Source organism: Jeotgalibaca dankookensis, assembly GCF_002005405.1.
GTDB lineage: Bacteria > Bacillota > Bacilli > Lactobacillales > Aerococcaceae > Jeotgalibaca > Jeotgalibaca dankookensis.
The window spans coordinates 1,604,599-1,626,582 of sequence record NZ_CP019728.1 but is presented as its reverse complement, the minus strand read 5'-3'; the positions used below and the strand labels follow the sequence as shown (position 1 = coordinate 1,626,582).

The 21,984-nt window shown below is 37.4% G+C and carries 21 protein-coding genes and 1 pseudogene; 16 read left to right on the top strand and 6 right to left on the bottom strand.

Annotated features, from left to right (window positions below):
- The first annotated feature begins 234 nt into the window (after window positions 1–234).
- The 5 genes from BW727_RS08005 to BW727_RS07985 all read left to right on the top strand — a co-directional run bounded on the left by BW727_RS08005 (window position 235) and on the right by BW727_RS07985 (window position 4,692).
- Window positions 235–1,116, top strand: coding sequence for a helix-turn-helix domain-containing protein (locus BW727_RS08005; RefSeq protein WP_418268837.1), 882 nt, complete (start codon window positions 235–237; stop codon window positions 1,114–1,116).
- Between the two features lie 26 nt (window positions 1,117–1,142).
- Window positions 1,143–2,036, top strand: coding sequence for an FAD:protein FMN transferase (locus BW727_RS08000; RefSeq protein WP_062469586.1), 894 nt, complete (start codon window positions 1,143–1,145; stop codon window positions 2,034–2,036).
- A gap of 24 nt (window positions 2,037–2,060) precedes the next feature.
- The gene (locus BW727_RS07995; RefSeq protein ID WP_062469552.1) at window positions 2,061–2,669 is read left to right on the top strand and encodes an NADPH-dependent FMN reductase; all 609 of its coding nucleotides are present in this window, start codon (window positions 2,061–2,063) and stop codon (window positions 2,667–2,669) included.
- Between the two features lie 17 nt (window positions 2,670–2,686).
- Window positions 2,687–3,880 (top strand): NADPH-dependent oxidoreductase, encoded by a 1,194-nt coding sequence (locus tag BW727_RS07990; protein WP_062469555.1) that lies wholly within the window; start codon window positions 2,687–2,689, stop codon window positions 3,878–3,880.
- Window positions 3,881–4,005: 125 nt separating this feature from the next.
- On the top strand, window positions 4,006–4,692 hold the full coding sequence (locus BW727_RS07985; RefSeq protein WP_062469559.1) for an RluA family pseudouridine synthase: 687 nt from the start codon (window positions 4,006–4,008) through the stop codon (window positions 4,690–4,692).
- Window positions 4,693–4,820: 128 nt separating this feature from the next.
- Here BW727_RS07985 and BW727_RS07980 read toward each other — a convergent pair.
- Window positions 4,821–6,001: pseudogene (locus BW727_RS07980) on the bottom strand (dicarboxylate/amino acid:cation symporter).
- A 225-nt stretch (window positions 6,002–6,226) separates the two neighbouring features.
- Here BW727_RS07980 and BW727_RS07975 point away from each other — a divergent pair.
- Window positions 6,227–7,597, top strand: a complete 1,371-nt coding sequence (locus tag BW727_RS07975; RefSeq protein ID WP_062469563.1) for an aldehyde dehydrogenase — start codon at window positions 6,227–6,229, stop codon at window positions 7,595–7,597.
- A gap of 58 nt (window positions 7,598–7,655) precedes the next feature.
- On the opposite strand, the gene BW727_RS07970 is transcribed toward BW727_RS07975, so the two are convergent.
- Window positions 7,656–8,390: a glucose 1-dehydrogenase gene (locus BW727_RS07970; protein ID WP_062469566.1), complete on the bottom strand. Its 735-nt coding sequence runs from the start codon at window positions 8,388–8,390 to the stop codon at window positions 7,656–7,658.
- A gap of 257 nt (window positions 8,391–8,647) precedes the next feature.
- Here BW727_RS07970 and BW727_RS07965 point away from each other — a divergent pair, with 257 nt between their 5' ends.
- The 3 genes from BW727_RS07965 to BW727_RS07955 are packed head-to-tail and all read left to right on the top strand — an operon-like array spanning window position 8,648 to window position 11,379.
- Entirely contained in the window at window positions 8,648–9,448 is an 801-nt protein-coding gene (locus BW727_RS07965; protein WP_062469569.1) for a TrmB family transcriptional regulator, read from the top strand.
- Between the two features lie 23 nt (window positions 9,449–9,471).
- A complete protein-coding gene (locus tag BW727_RS07960) occupies window positions 9,472–10,353 on the top strand; it encodes a sulfite exporter TauE/SafE family protein (RefSeq protein WP_062469571.1) in 882 nt (293 codons plus the stop codon).
- A gap of 33 nt (window positions 10,354–10,386) precedes the next feature.
- Window positions 10,387–11,379, top strand: a complete 993-nt coding sequence (locus BW727_RS07955; RefSeq protein ID WP_062469574.1) for an ornithine cyclodeaminase family protein — start codon at window positions 10,387–10,389, stop codon at window positions 11,377–11,379.
- Between the two features lie 33 nt (window positions 11,380–11,412).
- On the opposite strand, the gene BW727_RS07950 is transcribed toward BW727_RS07955, so the two are convergent.
- Window positions 11,413–12,363 carry an MATE family efflux transporter gene (locus BW727_RS07950; protein ID WP_077795821.1) on the bottom strand — a complete coding sequence of 317 codons (951 nt, stop codon included), beginning with the start codon at window positions 12,361–12,363 and terminating at the stop codon, window positions 11,413–11,415.
- Window positions 12,364–12,407: 44 nt separating this feature from the next.
- On the opposite strand from BW727_RS07950, the gene BW727_RS07945 reads away from it, so the two are divergent.
- Entirely contained in the window at window positions 12,408–13,367 is a 960-nt protein-coding gene (locus BW727_RS07945) for an IS30 family transposase (protein ID WP_077795676.1), read from the top strand.
- On the opposite strand, the gene BW727_RS07940 is transcribed toward BW727_RS07945, so the two are convergent.
- Window positions 13,359–13,811 (bottom strand): MATE family efflux transporter, encoded by a 453-nt coding sequence (locus BW727_RS07940; RefSeq protein WP_062469772.1) that lies wholly within the window; start codon window positions 13,809–13,811, stop codon window positions 13,359–13,361. The two genes, BW727_RS07945 and BW727_RS07940, sit on opposite strands and share 9 nt — an antisense overlap.
- A 463-nt stretch (window positions 13,812–14,274) precedes the next feature.
- Between BW727_RS07940 and BW727_RS07935 the strand changes: the two genes are divergently transcribed.
- Window positions 14,275–15,762, top strand: a complete 1,488-nt coding sequence (locus BW727_RS07935) for a gluconokinase (protein WP_062469774.1) — start codon at window positions 14,275–14,277, stop codon at window positions 15,760–15,762.
- A gap of 14 nt (window positions 15,763–15,776) precedes the next feature.
- Here the strand turns inward: BW727_RS07935 and BW727_RS07930 are convergent, their stop codons facing one another.
- Window positions 15,777–16,487: a pseudouridine synthase gene (locus tag BW727_RS07930; RefSeq protein ID WP_062469777.1), complete on the bottom strand. Its 711-nt coding sequence runs from the start codon at window positions 16,485–16,487 to the stop codon at window positions 15,777–15,779.
- A 211-nt stretch (window positions 16,488–16,698) separates the two neighbouring features.
- On the opposite strand from BW727_RS07930, the gene BW727_RS07925 reads away from it, so the two are divergent.
- From BW727_RS07925 to BW727_RS07910, 4 genes are read left to right on the top strand one after another with little or no spacing between them, the layout of a single operon-like run.
- Entirely contained in the window at window positions 16,699–18,096 is a 1,398-nt protein-coding gene (locus BW727_RS07925) for an oxaloacetate decarboxylase subunit alpha (RefSeq protein ID WP_062469780.1), read from the top strand.
- A gap of 18 nt (window positions 18,097–18,114) precedes the next feature.
- Window positions 18,115–18,429, top strand: coding sequence for an OadG family transporter subunit (locus tag BW727_RS07920; RefSeq protein ID WP_062469783.1), 315 nt, complete (start codon window positions 18,115–18,117; stop codon window positions 18,427–18,429).
- 13 nt (window positions 18,430–18,442) lie between these two features.
- Window positions 18,443–18,793, top strand: a complete 351-nt coding sequence (locus BW727_RS07915; RefSeq protein ID WP_062469786.1) for a biotin/lipoyl-containing protein — start codon at window positions 18,443–18,445, stop codon at window positions 18,791–18,793.
- 60 nt (window positions 18,794–18,853) lie between these two features.
- Complete coding sequence (locus BW727_RS07910) at window positions 18,854–19,960, top strand: sodium ion-translocating decarboxylase subunit beta (RefSeq protein WP_159443140.1); 1,107 nt, start codon at window positions 18,854–18,856, stop codon at window positions 19,958–19,960.
- Between the two features lie 50 nt (window positions 19,961–20,010).
- Here the strand turns inward: BW727_RS07910 and truA are convergent, their stop codons facing one another.
- Complete coding sequence (truA, locus tag BW727_RS07905; RefSeq protein ID WP_062469792.1) at window positions 20,011–20,742, bottom strand: tRNA pseudouridine(38-40) synthase TruA; 732 nt, start codon at window positions 20,740–20,742, stop codon at window positions 20,011–20,013.
- Between the two features lie 188 nt (window positions 20,743–20,930).
- Here truA and allD point away from each other — a divergent pair, with 188 nt between their 5' ends.
- Entirely contained in the window at window positions 20,931–21,983 is a 1,053-nt protein-coding gene (gene allD / locus BW727_RS07900; RefSeq protein WP_062469795.1) for an ureidoglycolate dehydrogenase, read from the top strand.
- The last annotated feature ends 1 nt before the right edge of the window (window position 21,984 follow it).

The window sequence follows — 21,984 nt, the reverse complement described above, 5'->3', positions numbered from 1 at the left end:
CACTAGCGTCTAAGCTGGTGGGCTTTTTTGCTCTTAAGAAGTGATGTAGATAATACTCTAATTATTTTAATGTCAGTAGCTATTTTGGTTAATTAATATAAGTGATTTTTTATATTAATAATAAATATTTTTTATATAAAAAACTATATAATGTGTTGACGGATATATTCCTAAAGAGTATACTCATAAGCGTCTTAACAATGTGAATGGATACACAAAGATTAGGAAACGTGTTTGTTAGGGGGAGTAGTCATTAATATTGAACGATTTATTCAAGAGCGTAAAGCAATGGGGTTTTCCCAAATTGAACTAGCTGAAGGTATTTGTACGCAAGCGACTCTAAGTCGGTTTGAGAATAATGGACAAGTACCCAATCTAAAGCTCCTTATTAAGTTATGCAATCGTTTAAACCTTCCGTTGGGGGAACTTTTTCCAAAAGTTGGTGTTCGACATACCGATACCATCGAAAAAATGAATCGAGCTGAATTTTTCTTAATCACAAGTGAATATGAACAAGCAGCCGAATTGTTGGAAGCTATCACTATGAATGATATTGAGAGTCCACTTTTAGCGATGCGTTACCACTACTTGAAAGGTTACATTATGATTTTTCAACGGGCTTCTGTCATTGATACTTTGTTTATGTTTGACCAAATTTTATTAGCAGATCAAACGAGTGAATCAGAAATTTTTTATTTGCTGGCGTATACAGGTATCGGGATGATTTACTCGCGTGAAGACGATCAAGAAAAAGCCGAATTTTACTTTCATAAAGTACTAGAAAAAATTTATAATTACCCAACGAAAGTGATGGAAGATACGTGGCGTGTTTTAAATATTGTTTTTCAATCCAGTGTTTTTTATTCCAACATTCATGAGATAGAAATAAGCAATGCTTTGGCTCGTTATGCTATCTCTATATGCTCAGACAATCACGTTACCTACTATGTAGCTCGTGCTGCTATCCAATTAGCGAAGAATGCAATATTACAAAAACAACCTAAAAATGTTGTTTTAGAACTAATTTACGACGCTAGAGCCTATTCAAAATTGAATCGAAATCAAATCGCACTCAAAGAATTAGCTATTTTAGAAAAAGAAGTGATGAATAAGTGAAGCAAGAGAAAATAACAGTCCGTTTAATGGGAACTGTTATTGATTTACTAATTGAAGATGACGGTGCGGAAGAGCGGATGGACGAAGTAGTCAAGCAGCTAAAAATTTATGAGCATCGTTTCAGTGCTAATAGTGCTAATTCCGAGCTGATGGCAATCAATAAACAAGCTGGTATAAAGGCTGTTCGTGTTCACCCTGAATTATTTGAACTCATTCGTATGGGCAAAGCACACAGCTGCGCTTCTGGTAGTCATTTAAATATCGCTATCGGACCACTCGTTCAAACCTGGCGTATTGGCTTCAGTGATGCGAGGGTACCTTCGGACGATGAAATTAAACAGTTGCTTCGTTTAACAGATCCGCAAGACATTATTTTGGATGAAGAAAACCAAACTGTCTTTTTAAAACAAAAAGGAATGTTAATCGATTTAGGATCACTTGCTAAAGGATATATAGCAGATTTAATCATTAAGTATTTAAAAAGTAAAGGCGTTAAGCGTGCTTTGGTTAATCTGGGTGGGAATATTATCGGTCTAAATACCGCTCATTTTAAAGAAGATTACTGGAAAATTGGAATCCAAAATCCGGTCCTTCCCCGTGACCATTATGTGACGGTTTTAAAAATAAGCAACCAATCGGTTGTTACATCAGGAATCTATGAACGTCACCTAGAAAAAGATGGGAAAAGCTATCACCATATTCTTGACCCAGAAACTGGCTATCCAATTACCACGGATGTGGCGAGTTTAACCATTCAGTCAAACAATTCGGTCGATGGTGAAATATGGACGACACGTCTGTATGGTAAGCAATCAGATGATATAGTGTCATGTATAGACCAAGAAGCTGGTATAGAAGGTCTCGTTATTACAAAAGATGGTCATATTACATATTCTCATGGATTAAAAAAAGATAAATGAAAGAATTGAAAGGAAGTAACAACGATGAAAAAAATTATTGGTCTCGTAGGAACAAACTCTGATTTTTCTACCAATCGTCAACTATTACAATTTATGGAGAAACATTTCCAAGATAAAATAGATATGGAACTAGTTGAAATTAATAATTTACCACTCTTTAATAAACCAGCAGACAGAAAAATCCCTGAAGAAGCACAAGAAATTGCTGATAAAATCGTAGACGCAGATGGTGTGATTATTAGTACACCTGAGTATGATCAATCTATTACAGCTGCATTAAGCAGCGCTTTAAGTTGGTTGTCGTATGGTATTTATCCATTTGTGGATAAACCAGTTATGATAACAGGCGCTTCTTATGGAACGTTGGGATCTTCACGCGCTCAAATGCATTTACGTCAAGTCCTAGATGCACCAGAATTACAAGCACGTATTATGCCAAGTTCTGAATTTTTATTAAGCCATTCCCTTCAAGCCTTTGATGAAGATCTGAATTTAAAGGATCCAGAGCAAGTCGAAAGACTTGAAGAATTACTTGAAGATTTCTTAACCTTTATTGATATTAGCAAGCAACTCAACCATTCGCATAACCTTAATAAAAGAGAAGCTGAGAATTTCTCTTGGGAAGAAATATAGAATAGGAGCTGTATATAATGAAAATAGTAGGAATTGTAGGATCTAATGCTGACTTGTCATATAACCGTTTGTTGCTAGAGTACATAAAAAAACAATTTGGATCACTCTTTGATTTAGAATTGATTGAAATTAAAGATTTGCCTCTATTTAATCAAAGCAAAGACCAAACAGACAGTGAAGCAATTCAAAGTATCAATCAAAAAATTATTGCAGCAGATGGCGTTATAATTGCTACACCAGAACACAACCACTCGGTCCCAGCTGGATTAAAGAGTGCTTTGGAATGGTTATCATTTAAAATTCATCCACTCGAAGGAAAACCCGTTATGATTGTAGGAGCTTCTTATTATGACCAAGGTTCTTCTCGTGCACAAATTCATTTGCGCCAAATTCTAAATGCCCCAGGTGTAAACGCGGTGGTCATGCCTGGTAATGAATTTTTATTAGGCGAAGTAAAAAAAGCGTTTGATGAAAATCATAATTTAAAAGATAAAACGACTATTGCGTTCCTAGCAACATGTCTAGAGAAATTTACGAAGTTTGTTAAGATGGTTGCTGCTTTAGAAGAAACAGAAAAACCAGCACCACAACCAGAGGACTTGCACGCAACCGGCACAGTTTCAACGACCGTAGAAGGTATTGATATGTTAGCCGATGATTGGTTGGAACAAGCAGCTGAAGCTGTTGGAGCAGTTGAAGGTAATACGTACGTTAAGCTAGATCGCGGTCTTTTGACCGTTGACCAATTGAACTATTTCTTTGCATCCATGCCAATGGAATTGACTTACGCAGATGCTAATAATCAGTTCCTGTACTACAACCACACGAAACCAATGGAAGAAATGTTGGCAGGACGTCAACCAGAACAAGTGGGTAACCCATTAGCAGCTTGTCACCCTGAAAAAGCATTGAAGGGAGTCGAATGGGTCATTCAAGAATTACGTTCTGGCGCTACTGATGCCGTACGTGTGAATGTGCCAACCCATGGTCCAGATAAATTCGTTGTCCATAACTATCAAGCAATCCATGATTCAGAAGGTAATTATGCAGGTATCAATGAATATATTTTAGACTTTAAACCAATTATTGATTGGTACTTAGCCCAAACCGGAATGAAATTAGAAGGTGATGTTAACGCGGTATCAAGTGCTTCTGTCAAAGATAAAGGCGAAGAAGTTCATGCCGTTTCCGGCGCATCAGCAAAAGGGTAAAAATAAAGCGAGTAAATTGAGCTTTTCTCTCAATTTACCGCTTTTTTATTTATAATAAGTTTATTATGGTATAGTAGATGGAATACTTTGCTAAAGATTACAAAGATAATTAAAGGAGAATATCATTGGTAAAAATTACTATCCTTTATGAGGATAATCATCTTTTATTAGTAGAAAAGCCAGTTAATATACCCGTTCAAGAAGATAACAGTAAAGATCCAGACCTACTTAATTTGTTAAAAGAAGACTTAAAAATTCGTTATCAAAAACCAGGTAACGTCTATCTAGGTTTAGTTCATCGTTTAGATAGACCAGTTGGTGGCGCTATGGTTTTTGCTAAAACTTCTAAGTCTGCTTCACGTTTATCTGATATGATGCGCCGGCAAGTCATTGACAGGAACTACTTAGCTGTTGTTCAAGGTAAGCCTTTTAAAAATAGAGGGAAATTAGAGCATTATCAATATAAGGATAGAGCTGAAAATCAAGTTTTTGTAGTAGATGCCAAGCACCCAGAAGCGAAAAAAGCAATCTTAAATTATGAAGTCGTTGCAACAAGCAATGATCTTAGTCTTTTATCTGTTACATTACAAACTGGAAGACCGCACCAAATTCGTGTACAACTAGCTGAAATAGGTCATCCACTATTTGGTGACCAGAAGTATGCGCAAAAAACCTCAAAAGTGGGTCAGCAAATCGCCTTATGGGCTTATCCCTTATCATTTGAGCATCCTGTTAAAAAAGAACCCGTCGAAGTATATTCGCTTCCACCTCAAAGTTACCCATGGAACTTGTGGCAGATAACTGGACCTTAAAACGCAGTTGTAACGCTCAAAAGATTGGTTTAAAAGCATTTTCTTATTTATTTATTATGCACGTAGCGGCTAGCGTTTTAGTGACTAATAAAAGGAAGGTCCTGATTTTTTCAGGACCTTCCTTTTAATTAAGCATTTAATTCTTTAATACGTTCATGGTTTAATTCGCCTTCACCATATGCTAAGATCATGGCAATAGTTGCATCTGCATCAACGTTTTGGACTGTACGGAACATACCTGAGAACCAATCAATACCAGTTAAAAGTGCAATACTTTCAGGTGGAAGTCCAAGTGCTGGAATTACAATCGTTAATGCAACTAACCCGCCACCTGGAACCGCTACGGTATCAAGGGTAGCAAGTGTCGATAAGGTAACCGTCTGAATGGCATTTGTTAGGGTGAACTCTAACCCATAAAATTGTGCAAGCGTAATCGCTGCGATCGCTAGAAAGAGTGATAATCCGTTACTGTTCATAGCCATACCGAGTGGACCAACTAGTTGTGAGATGCGACGACTCACTCCCAATTTATCTTCTTGGTCTTCCATTTTAACAGGAAGGGTAATTGCCGATGAAGTTGTTGTTAGAGCCATAACGGTCATACGTGATAAACCTTTAACAATGTGCATCGGGTTTACTTTAACAATGGCACCGGTTAGAATAATCCATAATACTAGGAAAATAACTGTCCCAATTGCCATTGCTAGTAAGAACTTTGCAAGAGGGAGGATAACTGCTAGGCCTATGACGCCTGTAACATTTGCTAGTAGTGCAAAATACCCAAGGGTGCAAGCTTCATAACGGTCGTTACAAGTTGTAAGATAACGGCGTTGAATTGTTCAAGACCTGCCTTGAGAGCGCCTAAATCCCGTCGTGAGCTTAATAAACTAATGGATAAACCAAATAATAAAGAGAAAATGATAACTTGAATCATATTTCCTGTACTCATCGACTGGATAACATTTGACGGGAAGAATTCTAAAAGGACATCTGTTACACTACCGGTAGCAGTAGCAACTGGGGTAGTTGTGTCGATTTGCATATCTACACCCGCACCTAGTTGAATAAGGTAACCTAAAATCAGACCTAATGTAGCAGCCAAAGCAGTCCCGCCTAGGAACCAAGCAGCCATTTTCCCACCTAATTTACCGAGCATTTGTGGATCTAAAGTTCCAACTGCCTCAATAACTGCTCCCATAATCATAACGACAACAGACATCTGAATTAATCGCAGGAAAATTTGTCCAATAACATTAATAGGTGCAATGGCAGGACCAAAAACCAATCCGGCTACAATCCCTAAAACCATCGCAATCATAATTTGATTGGTCATACTTATTTTCTTTAAACTTTTCATAATGACACTCCTTAAACAAATATAATAGCTGTATAATAAAACTTAACTCCTTTCATATATTGTTATACTTATAAAGTATAAAGCGTTTTCAATTGTTTTGATATGTCAATAGTGGATAAAAGAACAAGAAACATTTAGACGGTATGGATAAAAGAGCATTAGAATGGAGGTAGGATATTGTTTAATATTAAAGAAATAATAAATAACCAAAATAATTATTTTGAAAAAGGGCAAACCAAAGACTTAACGTTTCGTTTAAATAAATTAACGGTACTTAAGAAGATGATTGCCGAAAATGATGAAGCTATCATGGCAGCTCTAAAAAAAGATTTAAATAAAGCTCCTTTTGAATCCTATGAAACAGAAATCGGTATTTTACTCGAGGAAATTAACTACGTCATAAAAAACCTTCCAAGATGGGATAAAAGAAAAAAAGTTTGCACACCTTTGATAAATTTTTTGTCAAGTAGTCATGTCTATTCAGAACCCTATGGTGTTGCCCTTGTTATATCGCCTTGGAATTATCCTTTTCAATTAACAATCTCACCTTTAATTGGTTCTATAGCCGCAGGTAACTGTACGCTTATTAAGCCCTCTGAGTATTCCGTATATACGAGTGAGCTTTTAGAAGATTTAATAGCACGCTATTTTGAACCTGGCTTTATTTCAGTGGTAAAAGGTGATAAGGATGTGAGCCAGCAACTCTTAGAAGAAAAATTTGATTACATCTTTTTTACTGGTAGCGTAGAGGTTGGAAAGATAATCATGAAAGCTGCTTCTAAGCACTTGACACCCGTAACGTTGGAACTAGGTGGTAAAAGCCCTTGTATTATAGATGAAACGGCAGATTTGGATTTAGCGGCCAAGAGGATTGTTTGGGGGAAATTTTTAAATGCTGGGCAAACCTGCATTGCCCCTGACTACTTGTTAGTACAGTCGACTATAGAAAAAGCGCTTGTTAGTAAAATTGAAACCTACATTGAACAGTTTTACGGCAAAGAACCACATCGAAATGACGATTACCCTAAAATTATAAGCATGAATCATTTTCAGAGGTTGTTAAATTTGCTAAAGGATCAAAAAATTATAGCTGGTGGAAATTATGACCTAAATTCCCAGCAAATAGAGCCAACTCTATTGGGAGCTGTCAGTTGGGATAGTCCCGTTATGCAAGAAGAGATATTTGGACCCATTTTACCAATTATAACGTTTGATACAATCGATGAGGTTATCAGGAGCGTCAATAATCGCCCAAAACCCTTAGCACTGTATTATTTTTCAACCAATAAAAAACGCCAAAATAAAATTATTGAAGAAATTTCTTTCGGGGGTGGTTGTGTCAACGATACCATTATGCAAGTTGGAAGCTCCTACATGCCTTTTGGTGGGGTCGGTGAAAGTGGTATGGGAAGTTACCATGGGAAAGCAAGCTTTGATACTTTTTCACATAAAAAAAGTGTTGTTCACAAATCAAATCTAGTGGATATTAATTTAAGGTACCCACCATTCAAAAATAAGCTTAAATGGATAAAAAAAGTAATGCGATAATAATTGCGCCTAAAAAAGAGAAGCCAGATTTTTCCGGCTTATCTTTTTTGAGTTTATACTATTGCGCTGTTATACCACCATCAATAACAAATTCTGAACCAGTTGAATAACTAGATTCGTCAGAAGCTAAAAATAGCACCATATTGGATACTTCTTTTGGTTCTGCAACACGTTTTAAAGGAATTTGCTTCGAAAATGCTTCTACTGCTGCTTTAGTATCTTCTTGGACGACCATTGGGGTTGCAATTACCCCTGGATGAACAGAATTCACACGAATGCCCATTGGCGCTAAGTTAATAGCAGCTGCTTTCGTCATCCCTCGAACAGCAAACTTAGTGTCGGTATAAGCAACAGCACCAGCGACTAAACCATTCATTGATGAAATGTTGACGATAGAACCGCCGCCTGCTTTCTTCATAGAAGGAACAACTGCTTTCATACCTAGAAACACAGAGACTTGATTGATATCAACGATACGACGGTAGTCTTCAAGTGTGATATCCATCATATTTTTAGCCATAGTGATACCGGCATTATTAACTAATACATTAACTGGGCCAAAGGCTTCTTCAGCTTTTTCAATAACATTAGACCAATCTTCTTCAGAAGCAACATTTTGTTTGACGAAGATAGCATTTTCACCTAGTTCATCTACAAGTGCTTGGCCTTTTTCTTCATTTAAGTCTGTCAAGACAACCTTTGCACCTTCTTCAAGAAATAGACGTGCATGCGTTTCACCCATCCCTTGAGCAGCACCTGTAATAATGGCAACTTTTTCTGATAAACGATTCATAAAAAAACCTCCCGAAATAGATTTTATCCTTTTAAAACAGGATAGTTATTTTTTTGCTAATAAGCAAAAAGCAACCTGAATTAACTATAGCATATGATGGTAACGTTTACGTAATTATTTGTTTTATAAGCAATAAAAAAATATGATAATTTTTTCACAAAAGTGTTGACATTTATTTGTGAGGTGTTTATAGTAGTTACTGAAGGTAGCTACTACGAATTACCTAGCGATTCTAATCACGAAACAGGAGGGGTTTAGTGAACCAAGTCATTTCGATTATGAAGGATTATCAATTTTCAGAATATGAGACACTGGTTTATATAGAATTACTAAAGAAAGCTAACCAGACAGGTTATGAGGTGAGTAAAAATTCAGGTGTGCCACGATCAAAAGTGTACACGACGTTAAATACGTTATTAAAAAAGGAATTAATAATTTCTAGTAGTACAGATCCTGTTTTATATATGGCTCAACCAGTAGAAAAATTACTGGAGCTATTAAAAGAAAAAACAGAAGTTGATTTTAACGAAATTGAAACAAGTTTAAGCAGCGTTGAAACATCAGAAGAAACAGAAACCTTGTGGCGTTTTTCGGAGTATACGCTTGTAACTGATAAAGTCCAAGCACTCATTGCATCATGTCAAGAAGACCTTTACTTACAAATATGGGAAGACGATTTAACAGAAGAGCTCATTCACTTGTTAACAAAAGCGGAAAAACGCTTAGAAAAATTTATTGTTATTCTCTTTAGTAATAAGCACCGCTATGAGCTACCATTTGATCGCTTTTACAAGCATGGATTTGAAGAAAATAAACTAGAAGATTATGGAAGTCGCTGGATTAATTTAGTCGTTGACTCACAAGAGATGGTATATGGAACTTTACCAAGTCAGGAAGTGGATGTTATTTGGACACGAAATCATTCTATGGTTAAGTTAGCCAAGGAATATATTATCCATGATGCTTATAACTTAAGAATGATTAAACAATTGGAAGACCCAGCTAAAAAGATTTTTGGTAAAGATTTAATGGATGTACGAAATATTTATAAAAACTAAAAGATTTAGTGGAGGAAAAAAGAATGACATCGATATTATTAGTACTAATTGTAATTGTAAACCTATTTTTTGTATTTGCGTTTGTGAAAGATTTAATTAACCATAAAGGTGAAGTAATGAATGAACCCGCCAATAACATAGCCTTACCCTTTGCTTCATTCTTTACATTTTTACTATCAACTTTCGGTATTTCTGATTTTGCTATTGGAACTGTTTTATACCGCAAACTAAATTGGGTATCCTTAAAGAAATTACCAGGAACCTTGAATGCCCAATGTGTTATTCCTGTAGCCGTTATGGCACTTTCTTATATCACTTCTATAGAAGTAGGTGTAAAGACGTTAGCAGTATGTATTGTCAGTCAAGTTATCGGAGCTTACATAGGGCCACGCTTTGTTGTTAAATTACCAGAAAAAACAATTAAACAATTTGTTTCGATTGGTTTAACAATCGCGGCACTATTAATCTTAGCAGGTAAATTTGACTTGATTCCCTCAAATGGAACTGCAACAGAACTTTATGGTATTAAATTAGTAACAGCCGCTGTTTTACTCTTTGCTTATGGTGCTTTAAACAACATTGGTATTGGATCATACGCATTAACGATGGCAACAGTTTATGCACTCGGTATGAACCCGGCAGCAGCTTTTCCAATTATGATGGGAGCTTGTACATTCTCTGTTCCTATTGGAAGTATGCAATTTGTTAAATTCGGTGAATACAGCCGTAAAATAACTTTATCTGCTGCTACATTTGGTGTTTTAGGAGTATTGACCGCTGTCTACTTCGTTAAATCATTAAATACAGGAATGCTACAATGGCTTGTTATTGTTGTACTATTCTATACCGCAATTAGTATGTTTATGGAGTTACGTAAATCAAAACAAGCAGTCGAAAATGTCTAGGAGCTACTAATTAAGTTGAGGAGAGATAAAGAGATGATTGTATTAACAAAAGAAGATATGGAAGCTGTTTTTTCAATGAAAGAAGCAATTGAAGCAGATAAAGAAGCGCTACGTTTGTTTTCACAGGGAAAATCAACTGTACCACTACGCACAAATATTCCCGTTCCAGAATACAATGGGCAGAGTTTGTATATGCCAGCTTATGTTGCAGGGGAAACATCCGCTTTAGGTGTTAAAATTGTATCGAGTTATCCGGGAAATATTGAAAAGGGACTACCAAGTATTCCGGCAACCATGGTTATGTTGAATGCTGAAACGGGTATTGTAGAGGCAATTTTAGATGGTACTTATTTAACACAACTTCGTACCGGTGCAGTTCAAGGAGCGGGGACAGATGTCTTAGCGCGTCAAGACGCTAAAATTGCAGCACTATTCGGAACCGGTGGACAAGCAGTTTCCCAGTTAGAGGCTATGCTTACTGTCCGTTCGTTAGACGAAGTGAGAGTCATGGATATTGATAAAACACGTTGTGAACAATTTGTAGCAGAAATGACTGAAAAGTTTAAACAGTTTGATACAAAATTAATTGCAGTCGAAACGGCAGAAGAGGCTATTAAAGACGCTGATATCATTACTTCTGTTACGACGTCTAAACGTCCAACTTTCCCCGGAGAATCTGTTAAGGCAGGTGCACATATTAATGGTGTGGGTGCCTATACACCTGAAATGCATGAACTTCCTAGCGAAGTTATTATTCGAGCAAGTAAAGTTATTTTTGACACAACTGAAGGGGTTCTTGCCGAAGCGGGGGATATTATCACCCCACTAGAAGAAGGCTTAGTTGAAAGAAGTCATTATCAAGGGGATCTTGGGGAGGTTCTTTTAGGTAAAGTTAAAGGTCGGGAAACTGAAGAAGAAATTACTGTTTTTAAAACGGTTGGAACAGCTGTTTTAGATGTCGTAACAGCTGAAAAAATCCTCTCTAAAGCAAAAGCACTTGGGGTAGGTACAGAAATTAAGTTATAAAATAAAGAGCAGTAATTACAGGAAATCCTGCGATTACTGCTCTTTTATAATTTTGGTCTTTTCTAATTGGATGGCTAATAGTGTTGTGAGAAGTTCCGTTATAACAAATGCCCACCAGACACCCTTCATATCCCAAAAATAACTGAAAATAAAAATCGTAGGAATCGTAATTAGAAATCCTCGTGAAATAGAAAGTAACAATGCGTGTTTAATACTTGCTGTTGCACTTAAAACCATTGTAGCGATAATATTAAGGCCTGAAAAAAAGAAGCCTAGAAAATAAATTTCAAGTCCGATAGATGCAATAGCGCTAACAGCAAGGTTATTCTCGCTATTAAAGATTTGGATGATCGTATTGGAATACATATATGTGAAAAAATAAATAGTAGCAGCAATGAACAGCGCGGTCACGAGTGCATATGTACGAACAGCCCTAACCATTTGTCGGTTCCCTTGTCCGAAGTATTTACTGATTAAAGGTTGTGTACCTTGAGCTAACCCCGTAAAAATGGCAATCACTACAAGAGCTAAGTTAGCAACAATACCATAGGCTGCTAAGCCGATATTGCCCTCAATCCTTAAAATAACAATATTAAGAGTGATTAAAACCACTGCAGATGAAATTTCAATAATAAAAGAAGAAAGACCCAGGCTGAAAATATCGCGAACAATGTTAATGCTTAACTTACTACTGATATACTTAAAGGTGTTTTTACGATAAATAAAATGACTCAACAAGACCAAGACACTGATGATCGGAGCAAGGGCAGTAGCTAGGGCAGTAGCTAGGGCTGCTCCTAACATTCCCATATTAAAAGGAAAGATAAAAATATAATCTAAAATGATATTTGAAAAGCTTCCAATCAACATAGCCCTCATAGCCAGTTTTGGATGATTATCATTGCGGACATAGGCTAGAAGAATGTTATTAATCGCCGATTGTAAAATTAAGCTAGACAAATAAATAAGCCATTCGTGGTACACTCAAATTGTAATTCCTACCAAAGAATACAAAGGAGTGATCACGAATGACCTACACCCATCTTACCATGGATGAACTAGTGATGATAGAGGCTTACTACCACCAAAATATCGCTGTAACAAAAATATCGGCTCAGTTAAAACGTTCTAGAATGACCATCTACAACGTCATCAACTTCCTGAAGAAAGGCCATACGGCCTTGGATTATTACCGACAATATAAGAAAAACAAGGCGCGTTGTGGACGGCACAAGATAATCCTGCCCGAGGAACAACAAGTGTACATCAATAAAAAAATTGCACAGGGATGGACGCCAGATGTCATCATTGGTCGCCAAGAAATGCCAATCGCATGTTCCATGCGGACGCTCTATCGTCGCTTCAAAGAAAAGATATTCGATGAAACAACTTTACCCATGAAGGGAAAGCGGAAACCAAACGGCCATCAAGAACGTCGGGGAAAACAGGCTTTCAAGAGGAATATCGTTGAAAGGGAAAAGGATTATCCGGTATTCAAGGAAGAATTTGGTCATATCGAAGGTGATACTATTGTTGGTGTCCATCACAAAAGTGCCGTCATCACCTTGGTAGAACGACTTTCCAAAGTCATTATCACCTTGAAGCCCCATGGGCGAAAGGCAAACGATATCGAGAATACACTGAACCAGTGGTTTGAATCGATTCCTAGACATCTATTTAAGTCCATCACCTTTGATTGTGGAAAAGAATTCTCCAATTGGAAAAACCTAAGCAACCAACATGATATCGCCATCTATTTTGCCGATCCTGGAACGCCATCACAGCGCGCATTAAATGAAAACTCCAACGGATTGCTGCGAAAAGATGGGTTGCCAAAAGAAATGGACTTCAATCAAGTGGACCAAACATTTGTCTCATCGGTTGCGAACAAGCGAAATAATATCCCACGAAAATCCTTGGCATACCAGACGCCGCTGGAAGTATTTTTGAGTTACATAAATGAATCTACTTTGTCTAGCTTAAATTGACAAATCAAAAATGATAAAAAAAGGTGAAAAAGATAGAATGATTCTTAAATAGGCTTGTGTAAACGCTAAAGTTAATGAATCAGCGCCTAGTACGTTTGCCAAATGTTTGGCACCAAAAAGCCCTATCAAGAGAAAAAGTATCCCCATTAATAAACCTATTTTCATTGCATTCGAAAAAACAATGTTTATTTTGTTAATAGAATCTTTTTTGTGCTGTGATTTTAAGATACTGAACCTTGTGGCCGCTCCCATTCCAACCATCAGTCCAACCCCATGAATAAAACTATAAATAGGAATAGAGAGATTGAGTGATGCGATACCGACAGCGCCCAGTGCTTTTGATATAAAGTAAGTATCGGCTAGAATATAAAAAGAAAGTCCTAGCATCCCTAAAATATTTAAACTAATATATCTTGAAAAGTCTTTTATAACTGCCTTTTGCAATTAAACCTCTTCCTTCCTATATAAAAAAATGCCCATACACACTTCCTTCAAATGCCTAATGGGAGTGAGTTGAGCATAATTAAATTTTACTCGGCCGTAAAATTAACGGACAGTAATATCTTTAATAGTATTAACCATAATATATGGGAGTAAAGCGGTCAAGTTATTCAAAAATTATAATATGTAAAATCGCTTTCACAGCAGACGTTGACATTAAGTGACGGGCTAATTATACTGATAGTAAGCAGTAAGAAATAGTACAACTCTTTACAAGTAGTGAAGTGACTAAGCTTATTTAAAAATGAAAGCGCTATCTTATGAGGCTGTGGGATTAGAATACCTCAAGTATTAGATAAAAGATTCAATTAAATAAAGCCGTGTAAAGTTGTTAAAACACTGGATCGGAAGAAGTTCCGGTCCTCTCTTTGTTTGAGTGAACAATAGTTATAAAGAGGTGTGATGTATGACTCAAAAGTTTAAAATCGGAATCGATATTGGAACAACTAGTACGAAAGCTATTCTTTATGACGAGCATTTCGAAGTAGTGGATGCAGCTTCAAAAGAATACCTTACAATTCGGGAAAAAATGGGTATGGCTGAACAAAATCCAGATCTCATTCTTGCAGCAGTTCAATCCGTTATAAAGCGATTGATTGAACAAACTTATCCGCAATCAAAAAAAATAACCACCTTATCCTTTTCTAGCGCCATGCACAGCTTGATGATTGTCTCTACAGAAGGCGAACCCTTAACGCCCCTTTATACATGGGCAGATAACCAATCTAGTTTTCAGTTAGAAAAGGCAAAAGCAGTTCAAGATTTGGATTGGGTCTATAAGAAAACCGGAACACCCATCCATCCTATGTCACCATTTAGTAAATTATTATGGTTACAAGCAGACTCTCCGGAATTGTTAGTAGGAGGAAATCGAATTATCGGAATAAAGGAATATATAACCTATTTTCTAACCGGTGAATTGAAAGTAGATTATTCGATTGCGTCAGCCACAGGGTTATTCAATTTACAGTCTCTTGATTGGGATCCAGATATTATCTCTTTTTTAGGTATTGAACAAGAAGTTTTATCAGACCCAGTGGATACAAATTACGTGTTTAAAAGAATAAATCCAGTAGCGTATAAAGAAATTGGCTTATCGTTAGAAACGCAGATTATAATTGGTGCAAGCGATGGGTGTCTGGCTAATTTGGGGCTCAATGCTATTGCTAATAATGAAGTAGCAATGACGATTGGAACAAGTGGAGCGGTGAGAATGGTGAGTGATCACATCGTTCTAGATCCTGAAGGAAGGACATTTTGTTACTATTTAGCTAAAGACAAATGGGTTATAGGTGGTGCTGTCAATAATGGTGGGAATGCCTTTGAATGGTTTGCAAGTATTTTATCAAAGACTGAAGTGATGAACTACGATGAAATTAACAATTTGATGGAAACAATTCAACCCGGTGCAGATGGTCTCTTGTTTTTCCCTTATTTAAACGGAGAACGTTCTCCCTTATGGGATGCTTCTGTTCAAGCGCATTTTATCGGCCTGAGTGCCAACCACACAACAGGTCACCTCATTCGAGCAGTTATGGAAGGTGTTTTATATAATTTAGTTGAAGTTTTAAATATACTTGAAACAAACGCAGGACCGGCGAAAAAACTAAAAGTCAACGGTGGTTTTTTACGTTCTGCTTTTTGGAAACAAATGGCAGCGGATATTTTTAATAAAACGCTTACTATCACGCCGCAATTTGAAAGTTCTTGCCTTGGGGCTGTTTCAATTGACCAAATGGACTACTTAGAAGAATTAAAAAAAATGCGAGTAATAGAGGTGATTCCAATTGAAGAAAACGTAAAAGCATATCAAAAAAGTTATGAGCTCTATCAAAAGTTATCCATTCCCATCCAACAAATTCATGAGATTAAAGCTAACCATAGAAATAATTAGGAAAGAAGTGAACTTTACCATTCCTTGGGTTGGTAATTTAAATCTTTAAACAAACGTTCTTTTTCTTTTTTTGATAAATAACGCCATTGTCCTACAGGCAGGTTTGCTAGGTGAATATTCATGACACGAATTCTCTGCAATCGGTAGACATTGTATCCCAAGGCTTCACACATACGACGAATTTGTCTATTGAGTCCTTGAGTTAAGATAATTTTAAATTCATATTTTGACAACTGTTCGACTTGACTAGGGAGTGTTGTTGTACCTAGGATATCAACCCCTTCAGACATAGCTGTTAGAAACTCTGGTGTAATCGGGCGGTCTACAGAAACGATGTATTCTTTTTCATGTTGATTTTTTGGATCTAGAATTTCATTTACGATATCGCCGTCATTGGTCAATAAAATCAATCCTTCAGACTCCTTGTCTAAACGACCAATATGAAAAACACGAATGGGGTGGTTGACTAGGTCAACGATATTTCCTTTTACACCTTTTTCAGTAGTGCTCGTAATACCAACGGGCTTGTTTAGTGCGATATAGACGTTGTTACGGGCAACATAGATTTGGTTACCATCGACACGTACGTCATCACCCGGCTCTACTTGGCTACCACCAATGGTTGCTTTTTTTCCATTGAGCATGACACGGCCTTCTTGAATTAGCTTGTCAGCTCCGCGTCGTGAAGACTTTCCTGCTTCACTAATATATTTATTGATACGCACACAGACACTTCCTTTACCTGAACATTTTATGTTAACTATACTGTTTATGTGAGATAAATCAAGCAGCGGATGGTTCATGTTGTAGCAATCATAAAAAGTGTCTAAAATACTACTATAAAATTGACTTATAAATACCAGAGTGATAATTTGAAAGCAACAGATAATCATGTAACTTTTTCACATAAATAAAAAGAAATAGGAGGAATAAACAATGGGCCCTTTAAAGGTCAGATTTACCGAGACTGTTTTACGAGATGCGCATCAGAGCTTGATGGCAACACGTATGACTACAGAAGAAATGTTACCTATATTAAAGGAATTAGATGAAGTGGGCTACTATGCTTTAGAGTGTTGGGGAGGAGCGACTTTTGACTCCGCTATTCGTTTTTTGAGCGAAGATCCTTGGGAGCGCTTACGTATCATCCGTGATCATACACCCAACACACCACTTATGATGCTATTACGAGGGCAAAACATTCTGGGATATCGCCATTACGCTGACGATATTGTAGATAAATTTATCGAGAAGGCAATTGTAAACGGTATTGATATTTTTCGTATCTTTGATGCTTTAAATGATACACGAAATCTAGAAAAAAGCATCGAAGCAGTTAAAAAATACGGTGGCCATGCACAAATGGCTATTTGCTACACAACAAGTCCTGTCCATACGGTTGCTTATTATACTCAGTTGACTAAAGAGCTTGTTGAAATGGGAGCGGATTCAATTTGTATTAAAGATATGGCTGGTATTCTAACTCCCAAAGTTGCCCGTGAACTTGTTCCGGCTATAAAAGGGGTTATTGGTGATTTGCCACTCGAAATGCATACGCATGCAACAAGTGGCACTTCAGAGATGACCTACTTGGTATCTGTTGAAGCAGGGGCCAACATTATCGATACGGCAATGTCGCCTTTGTCTGGCGGAACGAGTCAACCGGCAACGGAATCTTTAAACGAAGTTTTCCAAGAGATGGGCTATGATACCAATTTGGATAAAGCAAAATTGGAATCTATTGCGGATTATTTCAAACCCATTCGTCAGAAATATTTAGATAATAAAACCATCAACCCGCGTCTCTTAACAACGGATCCAAAAGCACTCATGTATCAGGTCCCAGGTGGGATGCTCTCTAACCTTTCTTCCCAAATGATGGAAGCGGGTGCCTACGATCGCTACGAGGAGGTACTTGCAGAGGTGCCACGTGTTCGTAAAGAGCTTGGTTATCCACCATTAGTAACCCCTCTGAGTCAAATGGTCGGAACACAGGCAGTTTTTAACGTTTTGACAGGTGAACGCTACAAAATGGTTCCCAATGAGATTAAGGATTATGTAAAGGGAAGATATGGTTGCTCGCCGGCACCTATCGATCCTGACATACAAAAGCTGATTATTGGAGAAGATGAAGACATAGTGAGGGTTCGTCCTGCCGATTTAATCGAACCTGGTTTTGAAAGTGAGAAAGAAAAAATTGGTAACTTAGCTGAAAGTGATGAAGATGTCTTAATGTACGCATTATTTCCACAAAACGCTAAGACATTTTTAGAGAAGCGCCGACACCCACAGGTAAAAAAAGATGAACCCATTCGAATTCGCGCAAAATATTAAAGAGTAGGGGTGATTAGTTTGGAAGAATTAACAATGGGAAAAGCACTTGAAATAACCGTTGTATCCTTAGTTGTTGTTTTTGCTGTCCTCATTTTATTAATGCTTATATTAGAATCGTTTAAGTATTTCTTTAAAGCAGATATTGCTGCTCAAGAAGCTCAGGAAAAAACTAAAAATCAAAAACTTGTTGATCAAGGAAGAGAGTTACCAGTAACGGATCACCAAGTTGATAAAGAAACAGAAATGGTTGCAATATTAACCGCTCTCATAATGGCGAGTGAAGATGAACAAGATAAACATTATCAAGTAGAGTCAGTAACACTAATTAAGTAAAGGAGTAGTTATGATGAAAACTTATGAAGTTGAAGTAAATGGAAAAGTTTACGCAGTAAAAATAAAAGAAGTAGATGAGGCTTCTTTTGATAATCTCTCTCAAAGCGCTACACCATCGTCTTCTTCCCCAGCTTCTGCATCAACCAGTGGTAGTGGAATAGCTGTCAATTCACCAATGCCCGGTAAAATTGTCTCGGTGAAGGTAACGGTGGGACAGCAAGTAAACGCTGGCGATACACTTTGTGTGTTAGAAGCAATGAAAATGGAGAATGAAGTCGTAGCTCCTGAAGATGGCACCGTTCGTGAAGTGCTCGTATCTGAGGGCCAGTCTGTTGACTCTGGTGATGTCTTGCTTCGTTTATAGTTATCTTTCGAGGAATGATAGAGAGGAGAGATAGTCGTGATACAAGTCTTAACTGATACGATGCAAACATCAGGACTGTTAAGTTTAACATTTAAAGAAGTTATTGCGATTGGTATAGCGCTCGTATTTTTATATTTAGCGATTGCAAAAAAATATGAGCCTTACTTATTGCTTCCCATTGCATTCGGGATGCTACTTGTCAATTTACCATTGGGAGGTTTAATGACTGCACCAATTGGAGAAAATCCAGGTGGCCTTTTATATTATTTATACCAAGGAACAAACTTAGGGATTTATCCGCCGTTAATTTTCTTGTGTTTAGGAGCGACAACAGATTTCGGTCCTTTAATAGCTAATCCTAAGACACTTCTACTAGGAGGCGCGGCACAAGCAGGCATCTTTGTCGCTTTTTTTGGGGCCATTTTGTTAGGAATGACTGGTCCCGTTTCTGCTGCGATTGCAATTATTGGTGGGGCAGATGGGCCAACCGCTATTTACACCGCAACACAGCTTGCACCAGAACTATTATCGGTGATTGCTTTAGCTGCTTATTCTTATATGGCTTTAGTGCCAATTATCCAACCACCCATTATGCGCGCTCTAACAACTAAAGAAATGCGTGAAGTGAAGATGGAACAGTTAAGACCGGTTAGTCAAAAGGAAAAAATTCTTTTTCCAATTATTGTGACACTAGCAGTTATCTTATTGTTGCCAACCGCCGCACCGTTAATTGGAATGTTAATGTTAGGAAACTTAGTACGTGAGAGTAAAGTTGTGCCGAAATTAACCGAGATGTTAGAAAATTCCTTAATGTACATCATTACCATTTTCTTGGGTATAACCGTAGGTGCCAAAGCTGAAGCGGATATTTTACTATCTAAAGAAACTTTAATTGTTATTTTTATAGGGTTAGTTGCTTTTGCTACTGGAACGGCAGCGGGTGTATTAATGGGACGTCTGATGTATCACCTGACAAATGGAAAAGTAAACCCCTTAATAGGGGCAGCAGGTGTATCAGCAGTTCCAATGGCAGCACGTGTAGCACAAAAAGAAGGACAAAAGGCAAACCCAACCAACTTTTTACTGATGCATGCAATGGGGCCGAATGTAGCAGGCGTGATTGGATCAGCAGTAGCAGCAGGAATTTTATTACAATACTTTGGGTAATCAAGCAAAAAAGACAATCCTATTTTATTAGGGTTGTCTTTTTTATTGTTTTACTTGTAGTACACTTCATCGAGGAAAAGACCTTGAGCAGGTACAGTCTCTCCAGCCATACTCCTAATTTTACTATCAAAAATCATATCAATTGAATCTAATTCCCTATATCCAGAACCAATCTCTAAAAGAGTTCCCATCATGGTACGAATCATATGATGTAAAAAGCCTTCACCGATAAAGGTAAAATGAAGCAGCGCTCCTTCTTGACGGATAGAAATTTCATCAATGGTTCGAATGGTTGATTTTTTAAGAGAAGAAAAACCTAAAAAATCATGTCTGCCTACCAGTTTTTTGCAAGCCTCTTGCATTTTCTCATGATTCAGTTTTTCAGGGTAATGGTAACTATAATGTCGCTCAAATGCTGAAGGGACTAGTTCATTCCAAACATAGTAGCTGTATTTTTTTCCACTAACATGATAGCGCGAATGGAAACGCTCAGGAACTTCCACCAATTCTTTAATAACAATATCTTGCGGAAGGTAACGGTTGAGGTGATTGCGCATAGTTAACAAGTCCATTTCAGAGTTCGTTTTGAAGTTGGCTACTTGTCCATTCGCATGAGCGCCGGCATCAGTTCGGCCCGAGCCAACAATCTCGATTTTTGTATCAGTCATTTCTGACAATATATTTTCTATTTTACCTTGAATCGTTTTATCCGAGTCACCTAACCTTTGCCAGCCTAAGTAGCGTCTACCATCGTATTCAATTATCATTTTAATATTTTTCATTTTATCCCTCATATTCCTTTAATTGCCTATTATTTTAACTAGTCTATCTATTGTACTGGTTAATGGGATATTTATGTAAAAAACTTTCAGTTTGTTCATTAAGCTTTATTAATACGATAATAAAGACACTTATTGTGGAAGTGCTTTCATTTTTAGAAGACCCTTAAAAGAAAAAGGAGAGATAAAAAATGATTAAAGTGACAAGTGAAACGTTGCATGAACTTATTCAAGGAAAATTAGAAGCGGCAGGACTACCAACTGTGCAAGCCAAAGAAACGGCTAATCATCTCGTTTATGCAGATTTAAGCGGGGTGCATTCACATGGCGCGGTTCGAGTTGAATACTACGCAGAACGGATTAACAAAGGGGGTATTACTCGTGAACCGACGATACATTTTGAAAAGACAGGTGAAAGTTCAGGAGTGTTCCACGGGGATAATGCCCAAGGACAATACATTGCTAATTTAGCTTTGGAACCTGCTATAGAAATGGCTAAGGAATCTGGTGTTGCAGTAGTAGGGGTTTCGAAATGTGGTCATACTGGAACGCTATCTTACTATTTAAGAAAAATTGCCGAAGAAGGACTAGTGGGAGTTGCTATGACGCAGTCAGATCCAATGGCAGTTCCATTTGGAGGAGCAGAACCTTATTACGGGACGAATCCGATTGGCTTTAGTGCACCAAGTTCTTCAAAAACACCACTAGTTTTCGATATGGCAACAACCGTTCAAGCTTGGGGTAAAATATTGGATGCACGTTCTAAGGGTAATAAAATTCCTTCTGACTGGGCAGTTGATAAAAATGGGAATCCGACAACTGATCCAAATGCAGTTAATGGTCTTGTTCCCATTGCGGGCCCTAAAGGGTATGGTTTAATGATGATGGTAGATATTTTATCAGGGGTACTTATGAATTTACCTTTTGGCAAACATGTTTCTTCAATGTACCATGACCTCCATGCAGGTCGTAATTTAGGACAATTATATATTATAATTGATCCGGCCAGATTTGGTAATCCAGAAACCTTTAAAGAGAATATTACTCAAACAATGAATGAACTGAATGCTGTGAAACCTGCAGAAGGGTTTACAAGTGTCCGTTACCCCGGTCAAGGATCAAACCAACGGTATGAAAAAAATAAATCAGAAGGTGTGGAGATTCCTGAATCCATCATCAACTACTTACGTTCAGATGTGATTCATAGCGATAATTATGAAGGTTTAGGAGCATTTGCCAACTAAC

What these genes read in the sequence shown, in the direction of transcription:
- BW727_RS08000 (WP_062469586.1), top strand. Translation starts at nt 1,143, where the DNA reads ATGGGAACTGTTATTGATTTACTAATTGAAGATGACGGTGCGGAAGAG.
- BW727_RS07995 (WP_062469552.1), top strand. Translation starts at nt 2,061, where the DNA reads ATGAAAAAAATTATTGGTCTCGTAGGAACAAACTCTGATTTTTCTACC.
- BW727_RS07990 (WP_062469555.1), top strand. Translation starts at nt 2,687, where the DNA reads ATGAAAATAGTAGGAATTGTAGGATCTAATGCTGACTTGTCATATAAC.
- BW727_RS07970 (WP_062469566.1), bottom strand. Translation starts at nt 8,390, where the DNA reads ATGAATCGTTTATCAGAAAAAGTTGCCATTATTACAGGTGCTGCTCAA.
- BW727_RS07960 (WP_062469571.1), top strand. Translation starts at nt 9,472, where the DNA reads ATGACATCGATATTATTAGTACTAATTGTAATTGTAAACCTATTTTTT.
- BW727_RS07955 (WP_062469574.1), top strand. Translation starts at nt 10,387, where the DNA reads ATGATTGTATTAACAAAAGAAGATATGGAAGCTGTTTTTTCAATGAAA.
- BW727_RS07945 (WP_077795676.1), top strand. Translation starts at nt 12,408, where the DNA reads ATGACCTACACCCATCTTACCATGGATGAACTAGTGATGATAGAGGCT.
- BW727_RS07935 (WP_062469774.1), top strand. Translation starts at nt 14,275, where the DNA reads ATGACTCAAAAGTTTAAAATCGGAATCGATATTGGAACAACTAGTACG.
- BW727_RS07925 (WP_062469780.1), top strand. Translation starts at nt 16,699, where the DNA reads ATGGGCCCTTTAAAGGTCAGATTTACCGAGACTGTTTTACGAGATGCG.
- BW727_RS07915 (WP_062469786.1), top strand. Translation starts at nt 18,443, where the DNA reads ATGAAAACTTATGAAGTTGAAGTAAATGGAAAAGTTTACGCAGTAAAA.
- BW727_RS07910 (WP_159443140.1), top strand. Translation starts at nt 18,854, where the DNA reads ATGCAAACATCAGGACTGTTAAGTTTAACATTTAAAGAAGTTATTGCG.
- truA (WP_062469792.1), bottom strand. Translation starts at nt 20,742, where the DNA reads ATGAAAAATATTAAAATGATAATTGAATACGATGGTAGACGCTACTTA.
- allD (WP_062469795.1), top strand. Translation starts at nt 20,931, where the DNA reads ATGATTAAAGTGACAAGTGAAACGTTGCATGAACTTATTCAAGGAAAA.